Source organism: Burkholderia sp. Bp9142 (assembly GCF_003853415.1).
Taxonomy (GTDB): domain Bacteria; phylum Pseudomonadota; class Gammaproteobacteria; order Burkholderiales; family Burkholderiaceae; genus Burkholderia.
Genome location: NZ_QTPP01000012.1, coordinates 24,151 through 37,496 on the forward strand (window position 1 = coordinate 24,151; position 13,346 = coordinate 37,496).

General features: G+C 68.7%; 14 protein-coding genes and 1 pseudogene. 5 read left to right on the top strand and 10 right to left on the bottom strand.

Annotated elements, in window-relative coordinates; genetic code table 11:
* Positions 1-33 precede the first annotated feature (33 nt).
* Together DIE22_RS15640 and DIE22_RS15645 are read left to right on the top strand one after the other, a co-directional pair.
* Positions 34-1,110, top strand: coding sequence for a porin (locus DIE22_RS15640; protein WP_057928618.1), 1,077 nt, complete (start codon positions 34-36; stop codon positions 1,108-1,110).
* Between the two features lie 172 nt (positions 1,111-1,282).
* Positions 1,283-2,245, top strand: a complete 963-nt coding sequence (locus DIE22_RS15645; RefSeq protein WP_124496507.1) for a LysR family transcriptional regulator — start codon at positions 1,283-1,285, stop codon at positions 2,243-2,245.
* 112 nt (positions 2,246-2,357) lie between these two features.
* Here the strand turns inward: DIE22_RS15645 and DIE22_RS15650 are convergent, their stop codons facing one another.
* Positions 2,358-3,317 carry a nitronate monooxygenase family protein gene (locus tag DIE22_RS15650; protein ID WP_124496509.1) on the bottom strand — a complete coding sequence of 320 codons (960 nt, stop codon included), beginning with the start codon at positions 3,315-3,317 and terminating at the stop codon, positions 2,358-2,360.
* A 278-nt stretch (positions 3,318-3,595) separates the two neighbouring features.
* On the opposite strand from DIE22_RS15650, the gene DIE22_RS15655 reads away from it, so the two are divergent.
* A complete protein-coding gene (locus DIE22_RS15655; RefSeq protein ID WP_124605464.1) occupies positions 3,596-4,492 on the top strand; it encodes an alpha/beta fold hydrolase in 897 nt (298 codons plus the stop codon).
* Positions 4,493-4,526: 34 nt separating this feature from the next.
* Here DIE22_RS15655 and DIE22_RS15660 read toward each other — a convergent pair whose 3' ends face one another.
* Positions 4,527-5,018, bottom strand: a complete 492-nt coding sequence (locus DIE22_RS15660; RefSeq protein ID WP_057928614.1) for an Lrp/AsnC family transcriptional regulator — start codon at positions 5,016-5,018, stop codon at positions 4,527-4,529.
* Positions 5,019-5,131: 113 nt separating this feature from the next.
* Between DIE22_RS15660 and DIE22_RS15665 the strand changes: the two genes are divergently transcribed.
* The gene (locus tag DIE22_RS15665) at positions 5,132-6,034 is read left to right on the top strand and encodes a DMT family transporter (protein WP_124496513.1); all 903 of its coding nucleotides are present in this window, start codon (positions 5,132-5,134) and stop codon (positions 6,032-6,034) included.
* 218 nt (positions 6,035-6,252) lie between these two features.
* Here the strand turns inward: DIE22_RS15665 and DIE22_RS15670 are convergent, their stop codons facing one another.
* The 5 genes from DIE22_RS15670 to DIE22_RS15690 are packed head-to-tail and all read right to left on the bottom strand — an operon-like array spanning position 6,253 to position 9,331.
* Entirely contained in the window at positions 6,253-6,459 is a 207-nt protein-coding gene (locus DIE22_RS15670) for a DUF1289 domain-containing protein (protein WP_124496515.1), read from the bottom strand.
* Entirely contained in the window at positions 6,456-6,962 is a 507-nt protein-coding gene (locus DIE22_RS15675; RefSeq protein ID WP_124496517.1) for a YbaK/EbsC family protein, read from the bottom strand. Before DIE22_RS15675 ends, DIE22_RS15670 begins: the two co-directional genes overlap by 4 nt.
* A 22-nt stretch (positions 6,963-6,984) precedes the next feature.
* Complete coding sequence (locus DIE22_RS15680) at positions 6,985-7,917, bottom strand: hydroxymethylglutaryl-CoA lyase (protein ID WP_124605465.1); 933 nt, start codon at positions 7,915-7,917, stop codon at positions 6,985-6,987.
* A gap of 30 nt (positions 7,918-7,947) precedes the next feature.
* On the bottom strand, positions 7,948-8,889 hold the full coding sequence (locus DIE22_RS15685) for a 2-hydroxyacid dehydrogenase (RefSeq protein ID WP_124496521.1): 942 nt from the start codon (positions 8,887-8,889) through the stop codon (positions 7,948-7,950).
* Between the two features lie 4 nt (positions 8,890-8,893).
* The gene (locus DIE22_RS15690; RefSeq protein WP_185640620.1) at positions 8,894-9,331 is read right to left on the bottom strand and encodes a VOC family protein; all 438 of its coding nucleotides are present in this window, start codon (positions 9,329-9,331) and stop codon (positions 8,894-8,896) included.
* Between the two features lie 246 nt (positions 9,332-9,577).
* On the opposite strand from DIE22_RS15690, the gene DIE22_RS15695 reads away from it, so the two are divergent.
* A complete protein-coding gene (locus tag DIE22_RS15695) occupies positions 9,578-10,201 on the top strand; it encodes an alpha/beta hydrolase (RefSeq protein ID WP_124496523.1) in 624 nt (207 codons plus the stop codon).
* A gap of 54 nt (positions 10,202-10,255) precedes the next feature.
* Here the strand turns inward: DIE22_RS15695 and DIE22_RS15700 are convergent, their stop codons facing one another.
* From DIE22_RS15700 to DIE22_RS15710, 3 genes and pseudogenes are all read right to left on the bottom strand, one after another.
* Positions 10,256-12,376 (bottom strand): phosphocholine-specific phospholipase C, encoded by a 2,121-nt coding sequence (locus DIE22_RS15700; RefSeq protein ID WP_124605466.1) that lies wholly within the window; start codon positions 12,374-12,376, stop codon positions 10,256-10,258.
* Between the two features lie 50 nt (positions 12,377-12,426).
* Positions 12,427-12,717 carry a hypothetical protein gene (locus DIE22_RS15705; RefSeq protein WP_124496527.1) on the bottom strand — a complete coding sequence of 97 codons (291 nt, stop codon included), beginning with the start codon at positions 12,715-12,717 and terminating at the stop codon, positions 12,427-12,429.
* Between the two features lie 160 nt (positions 12,718-12,877).
* A pseudogene (locus tag DIE22_RS15710) lies at positions 12,878-13,234 on the bottom strand (LysR substrate-binding domain-containing protein); the annotation flags it as partial.
* Positions 13,235-13,346: the final 112 nt, after the last annotated feature.

Sequence of the window (13,346 nt, forward strand, 5' to 3'; positions counted from 1 at the left end):
CATATCGACCATTCGACAAAACCTGGAGATCCCATGAAAGCATTCGCTCGCCGTGCGTCGCGCACGTCCGTCAAGCTGATCGCCGCGGCCGCCTGCGTGGCGGCAACCGCACCCGTCCACGCGCAGTCGAGCGTCTCGCTCTACGGTCAGGTCGACGAATGGGTCGGCGCAACCAAGTTCCCGGGCGGCAATCGCGCATGGAACGTGTCGGGCGGCGGGATGTCGACGTCGTACTGGGGCCTGCACGGCGCCGAGGATCTTGGCGGCGGCTACAAGGCGATCTTCACGATGGAAAGCTTCTTCCGCGCGCAGAACGGCCAGTTCGGCCGCTTCCAGGGCGACACGTTCTTCGCGCGCAACGCGTACGTCGGCGTCAGCTCGCCGTACGGCACGGTGACGGCAGGCCGCCTGACGACGCACCTGTTCCTGTCGACGATCCTGTTCAACCCGTTCTACGACTCGTACACGTTCTCGCCGATGGTGTACCACGTGTTCCTCGGCCTCGGCACGTTCCCGACCTATCCGAGCGACCAGGGCGCGGTCGGCGATTCGGGCTGGAACAACGCGCTGTCGTACACGTCGCCTTCGTTCGGCGGCCTGAATTTCGCGGCGATGTACGCGCTCGGCAACACGGCCGGCGACAACCGCTCGAAGAAGTGGAGCGCACAGTTCAACTACGCGAACGGGCCGTTCGCGGCGACCGCCGTCTACCAGTACGTGAACTTCAACAACGGCCCGCAAGACCTGAGCTCGCTCGTGACCGGCATGAAGAGCCAGGGCATCGGGCTGGTCGGCGCGACCTACGACCTGAAGTACGTGAAGCTGTTCGGCCAGTATATGTATACGAAGAACGACCAGGTCGCGGGCAGCTGGCACGTGAATACCGCGCAGGGCGGCGTGTCGGTGCCGCTCGGCGTCGGCAACGCGATGGCGTCGTACGCGTACTCGCGCGACGCGGGCGGCCTCGACCAGACGCGCCAGACCTGGGCCGTCGGCTACGACTACCCGCTGTCCAAGCGCACCGACGTCTACGCCGCTTACATGAACGACCACATCAGCGGCCTGTCGAGCGGCAACACGTTCGGCGCAGGCATCCGCGCGAAGTTCTGACGAATCATCGGCAGCACGCACCCGCACCGCGCGTCCTGCCTGCCGGCTTTCCGCCCCGAAACGGCGCTGCATTTTTCGCAGCGCCGTTTTGCCATTGTTGACCTTTTTGTATCCTCGCCTTTGTTACCCTATCTCGTAATTGCATGATTCCCAGGAATTGCGAGCTAGTTCGATGGATACCCTCGTCAGCATGAATGTGTTTCGCTACGTCGTCGAAGTGGGCAGCTTCGTCGGCGCGGCGGAGCGCATGCAGATGTCGGCCGCGATGGCGAGCAAGCACGTGATGCATCTCGAGCAGCAGCTCGGCGCGCGCCTGCTGCATCGCACGACACGACGTGTCGCGCCGACCGAGGCGGGGCGCGAATACTATGAGCGCCTCGTGCAGGCGCTGTCGGAACTCGACGAAGCCGGCCAGGCGGTCGGCGCCGCGAGCGTCGTGCCGCAGGGCCGTCTGCGCGTGACGTCGCTGTCCGCGTTCGGATTGCGGCACGTGATGCAGGCCGTCACCGATTATGCGGGGCGGTTCCCGGACGTGACCGTCGACATGACGCTGTCCGATCGCGTGGTCGACCTGATCGAGGAAGGCTACGACGTCGCGGTGCGCGCGGCGCCGAACGGACTGAAATCGTCGTCGCTGGTCGCGCGGCAGATCGCGACCGCGCACCTCCTGCTGGTCGCGTCGCCCGCATATCTCGAGAAGCACGGCACGCCTCAGACGATTGCCGACCTCGCGCACCACAACTACCTGCGCCGCGATTCGAATTCGTCGATGCTCGATTCGCTCGTGATCGACGCGGCCGCCGCGTCGCGCGTGAACCTGAACGGCAACCTGATCGTGAACCATCTCGAGGGGCTGCGCGCCGCCGTGCTCGCGGGCGCGGGCATCGCGCTGCTCGGCACCGAGGTGGTCGGCGACGACATCGAATCCGGCCGGCTCGTGCCGGTGCTGCTCGATTCGGTGCCGCCGCACGAGGCGCCGATCTATGCGGTGTACGCGAGCCGCCGCCACGTGTCGGCGAAGGTGCGCTCGTTCGTCGACTTCCTCGCCGCGCGATTCGAAGGGCAGTCGCTGTGCCCGTCGATCGAGTCGCGCCTGCGCGTGCTGCCGATCACGCGGATCAAGCGCGCGGGCTGACCGGCGCCGCCCGCCCGCGGGCGGACGTGAGAAAAGCGCGAGCCCGGTGCGGTTCGCGCTTTTTTGTTGGGTCCGGCATCATGCGCGGCGGTGGACCAACCCGCCGCCTGCTTCAGCGTGCGATGCCGAGCCGTGCCTTCGCGTCGTCGTACTCGCGCTTCAGCCGCTCGACGAGCGCGCCGACGCTCGGCAGGTCGTCCATCAGGCCGACCCCCTGGCCGGCACCCCAGATGTCCTTCCACGCCTTCGCCTTGTCGCCGCCGAAATTCATCTTCGACTTGTCCGATTCCGGCAGCGCGTCCGGATCGAGGCCGGCCTTCTCGATGCTCTCGCGGATGTAATTGCCGTGCACGCCGGTGAAGAGGTTCGTGTAGATGATGTCGGACGATTTCGCGTTGAGGATCGCGTGCTTGTAGTCCTCGACCGCGTGCGCCTCCTGCGTCGCGATGAAGCGCGTGCCCATGTACGCGAGGTCGGCGCCCATCGCCTGCGCGGCGAGGATCGAGCCGCCGTTCGCAATCGAGCCGGACAGCACGATCGGGCCGTCGAACATCTTGCGCACCTCGCCGACGAGCGCGAACGGCGAGGTCGTGCCCGCATGGCCGCCGGCGCCGGCCGCGACGAGGATCAGCCCGTCGACGCCGGCTTCGAGCGCCTTCTGCGCGTGGCGCAGGTTGATCACGTCGTGCAGCACGATGCCGCCGTAGCTGTGCACCGCGTCGACGATCTCGCGCGCCGGCGCGCGCAGGCTCGTGATGAAGATCGGCACCTGATGGTCGACGCACACGCGCACGTCGTGCTCGAGGCGCCCATTCGACTGGTGGACGATCTGGTTGACCGCGATCGGGCCGATCACCGCGTCCGGGTGCTTCGCCTTGTGGTCGGCGAGCTCGGACTGGATCTGCGTGAGCCACTCGTCGAGCAGTTCGGCCGGACGGGCGTTGAGCGCGGGGAATGATCCGACGATACCCGCCTTGCATTGCGCGAGCACGAGTTCGGGATAGCTGACGATGAACATCGGCGACGCGATGACGGGCAGCGTCAGGTTCTGCAGGACGGCGGGCAATGCCATGTGTTGTCTCCAGTCTCGAGGGGCGGCCGGACCCGGCGCGATCGCGCCGACGCCGGCATCCATGCTTGGCGGTCGAACGGTGCTTCGAGTGTAGCCGCGCATCGGCGTTTCATATTAATACGAACGGTCGTGCGATTCTACGCGAGCTTAGCAAACCGCGCGGCGTGGCGGCAATCGAGTGAGTGTTCTCTTTCTACACATTCGGGCATCTGCCGCGCGCAGCAGTCGGCCGGGCGCTCCTACAATACCCGCCATAACAAACCAACGAGAAACAAACCATGTCGTTTGAGGCGTTTGTACCGTTTCGCGTGACGGTGCAGGACACCGACATCTTCGGTGTCAAAGGAGGCGCGGGGCCGCCGCTTCTGCTGCTGCACGGCCATCCGCAGACCCACATGATCTGGCATCGCGTCGCCGCGACGCTGGCGAATCACTTCACGGTGATCGCGACCGACCTGCGCGGCTACGGCGCGTCGGGCAAGCCGCCGAGCGACGCACGGCATGCGCCGTATTCGAAACGCGCGATGGCGGCCGACCAGGTCGCCGTGATGCGGCATTTCGGTTTCGCGCAATTTCACGTCTGCGCGCACGATCGCGGCGCACGCGTCGCGCATCGGCTCGCGCTCGATCATCCGGCGGCCGTCGAGCGGATGATGCTGCTCGACATCGCGCCGACGCTCGCGATGTACGAGCAGACCGATCGTGCGTTCGCGACCGCGTATTTCCATTGGTTCTTCCTGATCCAGCCGGTGCCGCTGCCCGAAACGCTGATCGAAGGCCGCACCGATGCGTACATCGAGCGCGTGATGGGCAATCGTTCCGCCGGGCTCGCGCCGTTCGCGCCGGAAGCGCTCGCCGCGTATCGCGCCGCGCTCGCGCAGCCGGGCGCCGTGCATGCGATGTGCGAGGACTATCGCGCGTCGGCGACGATCGATCTCGAGCACGACCGCGCGGATCTCGAGCGCGGCAACAAGATCGCGTGCCCGCTGCGCGTGCTGTGGGGCGAGAACGGGATCGTCGGCCGCTGCTTCGATCCGCTCGACGAATGGCGGCGCGTCGCGCGCGACGTCAGCGGCCGCGCGCTCGATTGCGGGCACTACATCCCGGAAGAGGCGCCCGTCGCGCTGATCGACGAGCTGCTCGCGTTCTTCGAAGCGCGCGACGCGGCCGCGTGAGCGGCGCCGGCCGCGGCGGGTAGCGCGCCGGCGGTCAGCGGCGCGCGGCGTCGTCTTCGACGAGCGGCGGCAGGCGGCGCGGCACGGGCGTCGACTTCACGATCGCCGTGCTCGTTTCCGCGCGCTCCGTCACCTTCGACAGGATGTCGTCGAGATGCTCGATCGAGCGCAGGTAGAGCCGGCAGATGAAGCAGTCCTCGCCGGTCACCTTGTCGCATTCGACGAATTCCGGGATCCGCCGCAACACCTCCTCGACGAGATGCAACTGCCCCGGCAGCGGCTTCACGCGGACGATCGCCTGCAGCGTGTAGCCGAGCGCGCGCGGGTCGAGCTCGACGGTGAAGCCTGCGATCACGCCCTGTGCTTCGAGCCGCCGCACGCGGTCGGCGGTCGCGGGCGCCGACAGCCCGATCTGCCGTGCCAGTTCGCTGGTGGCGATGCGCGCGTCCTCGGCGAGCGCCGCGAGGATCGCGCGGTCGGTCGCGTCCAGTGACGCGACGGCGGGCGGGGAAAGGCGTTTCGACATGATCGCTTTGCTTTCGAAGGTGAATCGGTGGTTTCGCTTCAGTTTAGCCGTGGATGCACGGAAAGCAAGTTCCTAGAATCGAAGTCATTCCCTCTCGTCAAACGGAGTCCATGATGGCCTCGAACGAAATCCGCCGCGGTGCCGCCGAGATGGTCGTCGCGATGATGATGTCCGGCACGATCGGCTGGCTCGTGATGTCGTCGCAGCAACCGCTCACCAACGTCGTGTTCTTCCGCTGCCTGTTCGGCGCCGCGACGCTCGCGATCGTCTGCGCGGCGCTCGGCTTGCTGCGCCGCGCGCTGTTCTCGCCGCGCATGCTCGCGCTCGCGGCGCTCGGCAGCGTCGCGATCGTCGCGAACTGGCTGCTGCTGTTCGCCGCGTATTCGCGCGCGTCGATCTCGATGGCGACCGCCGTCTACAACACGCAGCCGTTCATGCTCGTCGCGCTCGGCGCGATCGTGTTCCGCGAACGGATCAGCGCGTCGACGATCGCGTGGCTCGCGCTCGCCTTCGTCGGGCTCGTGTGCGTGGTGCGGGTCGAGCCGGCCGTGCTCGCGGTGCCCGGCGAATATCTCGAAGGCGTCGCGCTGTCGCTCGGGGCGGCATTCCTGTACGCGGTGTCGTCGATCGTCACGAAGCACCTGAAGGGCACGCCGCCGCATCTGCTCGCATTGCTGCAGGCCGGCCTCGGCATCGTGCTGCTCGCGCCGTTCGCGCACTTCGGCACGTTGCCCGCGACGGCCGCGCAATGGCTCGATCTCGTCGTGCTCGGCGTCGTGAACACCGGCCTGATGTATGTGCTGCTGTACGGCGCGATCCAGAAGCTGCCGGTCGCGACGACGGGCGCGCTGTCGTTCGTCTATCCGGTCGTCGCGATCATCGTCGATCGCGTCGCGTTCGGGCAGACGCTCGCATGGACGCAGGTGCTCGGCGCGCTCCTGATCCTGCTTGCGGCGGCCGGCGTGAACCTCGGCTGGCGCATCGTGCCCGCGCGTCGCGCGGCGGTCGGCAACTGAAACGGTCGTGCGATCGTTCGCCGCTACGGCGCGTCGCCAACGCGCGTCGGCGCCGCGTCCGGGAACGAAGGTTGCGCGTGAAACATGCTGTAAGAAGCTGTAGGGAAACACCCGATGCGACGCTGCGGCGTCGCTCGTATGATGCGGGCTGTGACGTTGATCACGTTCACAGGATTCCGATCTCATGCCGTTCGCCAGACTGGTCGAACGGCATTTTTTTATGCGCCGCTCCTGGCGAGCAGGCGCCGCCGCGCGTCGAGCCGCGCGAGCAACGCGCGCCTCGCATCGTCGTCCGACGCGCGCCATCCCTTGATCTCGTCGCGCGTGCGCAGGCAGCCCGCGCACCAGTCGGTGCGCGGGTCGATCCTGCATACGTCGGTGCACGGCGATGCGACCGTGCCGACCGGCACCGGCACGCCGCTCATGCGTCGTTGCGCAGCGCGACGTCGGCGACGGGCGCGCCCGTCAGCGTGACGAGCTCCTGCGGAGACAGGTTGAACACCGCGTGCGGATGGCCGGCGGCCGCCCACAGGCTGTCGAGCTCGAGCAGGTCGGCATCGATCAGCGTGACCGGTTCGACGAGATGGCCGATCGGGCAGACGCCGCCGATCGCGTAGCCGGTGTGGTCGCGCACGAACTTCGCATCGGCGCGGCCGACCGCGCCGACCTGAGCGGCGACCTTCTGCTCGTCGACGCGGTTGACGCCGCTTGCGACGACGAGCACCGGCAACCCGTCCGATTCGCGGCGAAACAGGATCGACTTCGCGATCTGCGCGACCGAGCAGCCGAGCCCGGCCGCGGCCTCGGCGGAGGTCTTGCCGGTTTCGGCGAGCATCACGATCCCTTTCGCATGCCCGCGTTCGCGCAGCAGCAGCGCGACGCGTCGCGCGGAATCGGGGAGGGAGTCGAATGAAGCAGGTGTCGTCATGGGGAATCCGTGAGTGTCGGGGTCAGACGCAGCTCGGCGTGTCGGCCGCGCTCTGCGCCTTGGCGAGCAGCGCGCGGCCGGCGCGCGATGCGTTCGCGCGGCCGATCGCGGTCGAGATGAAGTCGCCGGCGGCGACCACCTGCGCGAGGTCGATGCCGGTGTCGATGCCGAGGCCCTGCATCAGGTACAGCACGTCCTCGGTCGCGACGTTGCCGGTCGCGCCCTTCGCGTACGGGCAGCCGCCGAGGCCGGCGACCGACGCGTGGAAGATCTCGATCCCTTCGAACAGCGCCGCGTAGATGTTCGCGAGCGCCTGGCCGTAGGTGTCGTGGAAGTGGCCCGACAGCCGTTCGCGCGGAAACACGCGCGTGACGGCCGCGAGCACTTCGCGCGTGCGCTTCGGCGTGCCGACGCCGATCGTGTCGGCGATGTCGATCTCGTCGCAGCCGAGCGCGGCGAAGCGCTCGACCACGTCGACGACCGATGCGACCGGCACGTCGCCCTGGTACGGGCAGCCGAGCGTGCACGACACGCTGCCGCGCAGCCGCAGGCCGGCATCCTTCGCGGCCTTCGCGACCGGCTCGAAGCGCGCGATGCTCTCGGCGATGCTGCAGTTGATGTTCCGCTGCGAGAACGCCTCGCTCGCCGCGCCGAAGATCACCACTTCGTCGGCGCGTGCGGCGAGCGCATTCTCGAAGCCTTTCAGGTTCGGCGTGAGCACCGAATACACGGTGCCCGCGCGACGCTCGATGCCGGCCATCACGTCGGCGCCGTCGGCCATCTGCGGCACCCATTTCGGCGACACGAACGACGCGGCCTCGACGTTGCGGAAGCCGGCGCGCGACAGCCGGTCGACGAGCGCGATCTTCACGTCGGTCGGCACGAAGGTCTGTTCGTTCTGCAGCCCGTCGCGCGGGCCGACTTCGACGATCTTGACGGCGGTGGGGAACGTCATGGTTGTCTCCAGTTTTGTGTAGGGCGGAATTCAGTAGCCGCGCGCGTAGTCGACGACGCCGCCGATACGCTCGCCGCGCTCGAGCGCGCGGATCTTGCCGGCGATCTGTTCGACGGCTTCGTCGCGCAGCGTCTCGGCCGAGCAGTGCGGCGTGATCGTGATGCGCGGCGCATGCCAGAACGGGTGGTCGACCGGCAGCGGCTCGTGCTGGAACACGTCGAGCGTCGCGGCGGCGACCTGGCCGCTCGCGAGCGCGTCGAGCAGGTCGGCTTCGACGAGATGCGCGCCGCGTGCGACGTTCACCAGGTACGCGCCCGGCGCCAGCTTTGCGAAGGTGCGCGCCGACAGGATCCCGTCGGTGTCGCGCGTGCTCGGCAGCAGGTTCACGAGTACTTTCGCGCCGTCGATGCAGGCGTCGAGTGCGTCGTCACCCGCGAAGGTCTCGATCCCGTCGAGCCGCTTCGGGCCGCGGCTGTAGCCGCGCACCGGCAGCCCGAGCGCCGCGAGCGCCTGCGCGACCTGTGCGCCGAGCACGCCGAGGCCGAGCACGGCGACGGTGAAGCGCGCGCGCGGATGCGGCTCGAGCACCTGCCAGCGGCGCTCGCGCTGCAGCGCCTCGTATTCGTCGAAGCGGCGCAGGTAGCGCAGCACCGCGTGCGTCACGTATTCGATCATCTGCCGCGCCATGCCCGAATCCTCGAGGCGCACCAGCGGCACGTCGCGCGGCAGCGTGCCGGGATGCGCGCGGTCGAGCGCGAGCAGCGCGTCGACGCCCGCGCCGAGATTGAAGATCGCACGCAGGCCGTCGCGCGGCGCGAACAGCTCGCGCGGCGCGCGCCACACGAGCGCGTAGTCGGCGGCGGCCGTGTCGCCCGGCTGCCACGCGCGCAGCTCCGCGTCGGGCAGTGCCTGCGCGATCGCGTCGCGCCACGCGCCGGCTTCCTGCTGCGGCGAGTAGAACAGGATCTTCATGCGCTTACTTGGCGAACAGCTGGCCGATGTCGGCGAACGCCTTGAACTCGAGCGCGTTGCCGCACGGATCGAGGAAGAACATCGTCGCCTGCTCGCCGACCTCGCCCTTGAAGCGGATGTGCGGCTCGATCACGAAGCGCGTGTGCGCGGCCTTCAGTTTGTCGGCGAGCGCATGCCATTCGTCCATCGACAGCACGACGCCGAAGTGGCGCACGGGCACGTCGTCGCCGTCGACCGGATTCACCGCGCTTTTGCCGGTTTCGTCCGGCGCGAGGTGCGCGACGAGCTGGTGGCCGAAGAAATCGAAGTCGACCCAGTGGTCCGAGCTGCGGCCCTCCGGGCAGCCGAGCAGGCCGCCGTAGAACGCGCGCGCGCCGGCGAGGCTCGACACGGGAAAGGCGAGATGGAACGGGCGCAGCGCGCCGGCGGGCGTAGCGGACATCGGACGTCTCCTGTCGATCGAACCCGGCGCGGCGGCGCCCGGTTCGATCCGATGCATGGCAAGCGGGAAGCCCACATTCTACGGTTTCGCGGCGCGTTGCGCCGCCGCGAGGCTGCCGGCCCGTGCCGCGCGGCCGTTCCCGGTGGCCGTCCCGCGCAAAAGCAAAGCACAAAATATTGGTTCGGCCGCCGCGCGCGGCGCGCCACAATCGAACCTCGTCTCCAAGCAAAGCAAGCGAGGGCAATCATGCGCGCATGCAGCAAATCGGCGTGGCCGCCGCGGCTCGTGACCGTTCCGGGCCTGCACGGGAGTGAAGGCGCCCACTGGCAGAGCTGGCTGGAGCGGCAGTTCCCGCGTTCGCTGCGGGTCGAGCAGGCCGACTGGGACGCCCCCGACCTCGCGCGCTGGGCGCAGTCCGTGCGCGCGCTGCTCGAGCGCGAGCGCGGCCCGTTCGTGCTGGCCGCGCACAGCTTCGGCTGCCTCGCGGCCGCGCATGCGCTCGCGCAATGGCCGCAGGCGGCCGACGTCGCGGGCGTGCTGCTCGTCGCCCCGGCCAGTCCGCAGAAATTCACGTTCGCGGGGCCGTTCGACGCGCGCCGGCTCGCGGTGCCGTCGATCGTGATCGGCAGCGAGACCGATCCGTGGATGCCGCTCGCCGATGCGCGCACGCTCGCGCAGCGGCTCGGCAGCGCGTTCGTGAACCTCGGCGACGCGGGACACATCAACACCGCGGCCGGCTTCGGGCCGTGGCCGCGCGCGAAGTACTTCATCGACACGCTGGTGCATTGCGCGGCGCCGCTGCGCTTTCGCGACGCGGACGACGGCTTCGACGCCGCGCTCGTCGACCGCGCGCTTGCGCACGCGATCTGACACCATCAGGCACGCGCTGCGCGGCGAGCGCCGCGCAACGTCGTGCCGCCGCGCTTACGACGCGGAGACGGGCCGCACCGCGGCCGGATCCGAGTAGCTCGACCGGCCGTTCTCGACGTGGCCCGCGAAGCGGCGCGAGAACGTGCCGTTCGCGCCGTCGCTCACCGTCACGTCATACCAGTGGTGGCTCGACGCGAGCGCCCATTGCTCGACGTGTTCGTCGCCGCCGTGCAGCGTCACCTGGCGCGCGGGCGTGCCGTACGCGTTGTCGGCCAGCGTCAGCGTGACGTGACCCGCGCCATGGTTGCGCAGCTTCAGGTACAGGTTGCCGTTCGCGATGTCGTAGCCGGCCTTGACCTCCGGTTGCGCCTGGTTGCGGCGGCGCGCGGTCGCGGCCGACACGTTGCCCGCGAACATCCGCACGAAGCCGTTCGGCCCGTACACCGAGAACGCGTACGCACCGTTCGTCTCCGCCAGGTCGAAGTCCGCGTGCAGCACGCGGCGTGCGCCGACCGTGTAGCGCCACGGGCCGTCGGTGCGGTTCGTCGCGTACACCTGGAAGTGCGCACCCTGGTTGCCGCGGTTCGCGAACTCGATGCGCAGCGTGTTGCCGCCATAGAGGCTCGCATTCACATGCAGTTCGTAGGGCAGCGCGCGTGCGGGCCGCACGCCGGGTTCCTGCGGGTCGATCGGCGACGGCGTCGCGGGCACGGTCGGCGCGGGCTGCGACGTGCATTGCTGGTCGGCGGTCGAACGGTACTGGCTCGTATCGGGCAGCGACGGGAACGTCGCGTCGGATGAGCGGAAGTCGAATGCGGCGGTGAGGTCGCCGCAGACGGTCCGGCGCCACGGCGTGATGTTCGGCTCGTCGACGCCGAAGCGCTCGCCGATGAAGCGGATCACCGACGTGTGGTCGAACACCTGCGAGCACACGAAGCCGCCTTTCGACCACGGCGACACGATCGTCATCGGCACGCGCGGCCCGAGGCCGTACGGCAGCCCGTCGGCGGTGTAGCTGCCGCCGCGGCCGGGGTTCACGACGGTATGCAGCTCGCCGTCGGTCGTCACGGTCGAGGCGCCCTGCGCGGCCGACGTCGGCGGCTGCGGCGGCACGACGTGATCGAAGAAGCCGTCGTTCTCGTCGTACATGATGAACAGCACGGTCTTCGCCCACACGTCCGGATTCGACGTCAGCGCGTCGAGGATCTGCGACGTGTAGTTCGCGCCGTACGCGGGCGTGTATTTCGGATGCTCGGAGAACACGGCGGGCGGCAGCAGCCACGACACCTGCGGCAGCCGGTCGTTGATCACGTCGTCCTTCAGGTTGTCGAGCGTGCGCACCGTCTGCGCACGCTGGTACAGCGACGAGCCCGGCTTCGCGTTGATGAAGTTCGTGAAGTTCTGCAGGATGTTCGTGCCGTAGTTGCCGTTGTACGGATCGGCCCAGGTGAGCCCCTGCTGGTAGATCTGCCACGACACGCCGCGCGCCTCGAGCCGTTCGGGGAAGGTCGTCCACGACAGCAGCTGGTACGCGGGCGGCAGGTCGCCGTCGACGTAGTCGGCGTTGTCGAGCAGCGGGCCGCCGAACTTGCCGGTCGGATCGACCGTGCCCGTCATCAGGTACGAGCGGTTCGGGTGCGTCGGCCCCGGCAGCGAGCAGAAGTAGTTGTCGCACACGGTGAACGCATCGGCGAGCGCGTAGTGGAACGGGATGTCCTCGCGCACGTGATAGCCCATCGTCATGTCGGTCTTGTTCGCGGGCCACTGGTCGTAGCGGCCGCCGTCGATCGCCGCGTGGGTCTTCGCCCACGAGTGGTCGAGCGCGCCGAGGCACTGTGCGCTGGTCGTCTTCGTGTCGAGCCGGAACGGCAGCACGGGTTTCGCCGGGTCTTCCTTCGACGGCTGGTACCACACCGGCTTGCCGTCCGGCAGCGGGATCGGGAAGCGGTCGTTGTAGCCGCGCACGCCGCGCAGGTGACCGAAGTAATGGTCGAACGAGCGATTTTCCTGCATGAACACGACGATGTGCTGGACATCGCGGATCGTGCCGGTGCCGCGCGCGGCCGGAATCGCGAGCGCGCGGCGGATCGATTCGGGGAACGCGTTGAGCGCGACGGCCGCGCCCGCGGATTGTGCGACGGTATGCAGGAAACGCCGGCGGCTGGATGACGTCATGTTATTTCACCTCGGTTCTGCGATCGGGGACAGGAACAGGTGCGGCGGGATCAGTGCGGCGATGATGCGGCGACGCCGGACGCGCCCGCGTTCGTCGCGGGCTTGGCGTCGTCGTCGTCGTCGGGCGGGTAGTGGACGACGGGCGGCGCGAGCGGCGCGGCCTCGGACGCGGCGGCGTTCGGGTTCGCGCTTGCGTCGCTGTTGAACGCACTCGCGGAACCGGACGATGCGCCAGCCTGCTGCGAGGCGTCGGCCGTATGCGCGTCGTGCGGCGCGTCGTCGCTGCAGGCGGCGACGAAGGTGGCGGCACACAGAACGACGACGAGGGCAACGCGACGCATGACTTCTCTCCTGGCAGGCGGATCGGGAAACGTTTTCGAGTATGCCGCTGCGATGCGACGATTCGGTGAATCGTTTGCGACCGGAGCATGATCGCGAATGGCTTTCGTCGAGCCGACCAAATGCTTTCGCGCGCTTCGACGCGCATGCGAGTGCCGTGTCTCAGCGTCGCGGCGTCCTGCGCCGCACTTCGCTGCGCAGCCAGTCGAGCCACGTGCGGATCGCCGCTTCGTGCGGATGACCGTGACGCCACGCGACGTAGTGCGCCTACTCGTCGGGCACGCGCGCGGTCGACACGCGCACGAGCGTGCCGGCCGCGAGTTCGGGTTCGATCCGCGAGCGGCGCGCGAGCGCGACGCCGCGTCCTTTCAGTGTCGCGTCGATCAACGCGTTCGCAGCGGTGAAGCGCGGCGCGCGCGCCGACCCGGTGAGGTCGAGCCGCGCGGCCTGGAACCACGGTTCTCACCGCTGCGCGGGATGACGCAGCAGCGTCGCGCGCACGAGACCGGCCGGCGCGCGTTGGCGCGCGAGGGCGGCTGACGCGGCGGTCCGGCGGCATGGCCGTTTCGTTCGGCGGTTCGTTCGGATCACGAAGTTCGGACGTGTCCAATTGCCATGTCGAGCCCATTCC

Excerpts from the sequence above, each read along its gene's own strand:
- DIE22_RS15665 (WP_124496513.1), top strand. The coding sequence starts at position 5,132 with ATGGCCTCGAACGAAATCCGCCGCGGTGCCGCCGAGATGGTCGTCGCG.
- DIE22_RS15705 (WP_124496527.1), bottom strand. The coding sequence starts at position 12,717 with ATGCGTCGCGTTGCCCTCGTCGTCGTTCTGTGTGCCGCCACCTTCGTC.
- DIE22_RS15690 (WP_185640620.1), bottom strand. The coding sequence starts at position 9,331 with ATGTCCGCTACGCCCGCCGGCGCGCTGCGCCCGTTCCATCTCGCCTTT.
- DIE22_RS15680 (WP_124605465.1), bottom strand. The coding sequence starts at position 7,917 with ATGACGTTCCCCACCGCCGTCAAGATCGTCGAAGTCGGCCCGCGCGAC.
- DIE22_RS15700 (WP_124605466.1), bottom strand. The coding sequence starts at position 12,376 with ATGACGTCATCCAGCCGCCGGCGTTTCCTGCATACCGTCGCACAATCC.
- DIE22_RS15640 (WP_057928618.1), top strand. The coding sequence starts at position 34 with ATGAAAGCATTCGCTCGCCGTGCGTCGCGCACGTCCGTCAAGCTGATC.
- DIE22_RS15660 (WP_057928614.1), bottom strand. The coding sequence starts at position 5,018 with ATGTCGAAACGCCTTTCCCCGCCCGCCGTCGCGTCACTGGACGCGACC.
- DIE22_RS15695 (WP_124496523.1), top strand. The coding sequence starts at position 9,578 with ATGCGCGCATGCAGCAAATCGGCGTGGCCGCCGCGGCTCGTGACCGTT.
- DIE22_RS15685 (WP_124496521.1), bottom strand. The coding sequence starts at position 8,889 with ATGAAGATCCTGTTCTACTCGCCGCAGCAGGAAGCCGGCGCGTGGCGC.
- DIE22_RS15655 (WP_124605464.1), top strand. The coding sequence starts at position 3,596 with ATGTCGTTTGAGGCGTTTGTACCGTTTCGCGTGACGGTGCAGGACACC.
- DIE22_RS15675 (WP_124496517.1), bottom strand. The coding sequence starts at position 6,962 with ATGACGACACCTGCTTCATTCGACTCCCTCCCCGATTCCGCGCGACGC.
- DIE22_RS15670 (WP_124496515.1), bottom strand. The coding sequence starts at position 6,459 with ATGAGCGGCGTGCCGGTGCCGGTCGGCACGGTCGCATCGCCGTGCACC.
- DIE22_RS15650 (WP_124496509.1), bottom strand. The coding sequence starts at position 3,317 with ATGGCATTGCCCGCCGTCCTGCAGAACCTGACGCTGCCCGTCATCGCG.
- DIE22_RS15645 (WP_124496507.1), top strand. The coding sequence starts at position 1,283 with ATGGATACCCTCGTCAGCATGAATGTGTTTCGCTACGTCGTCGAAGTG.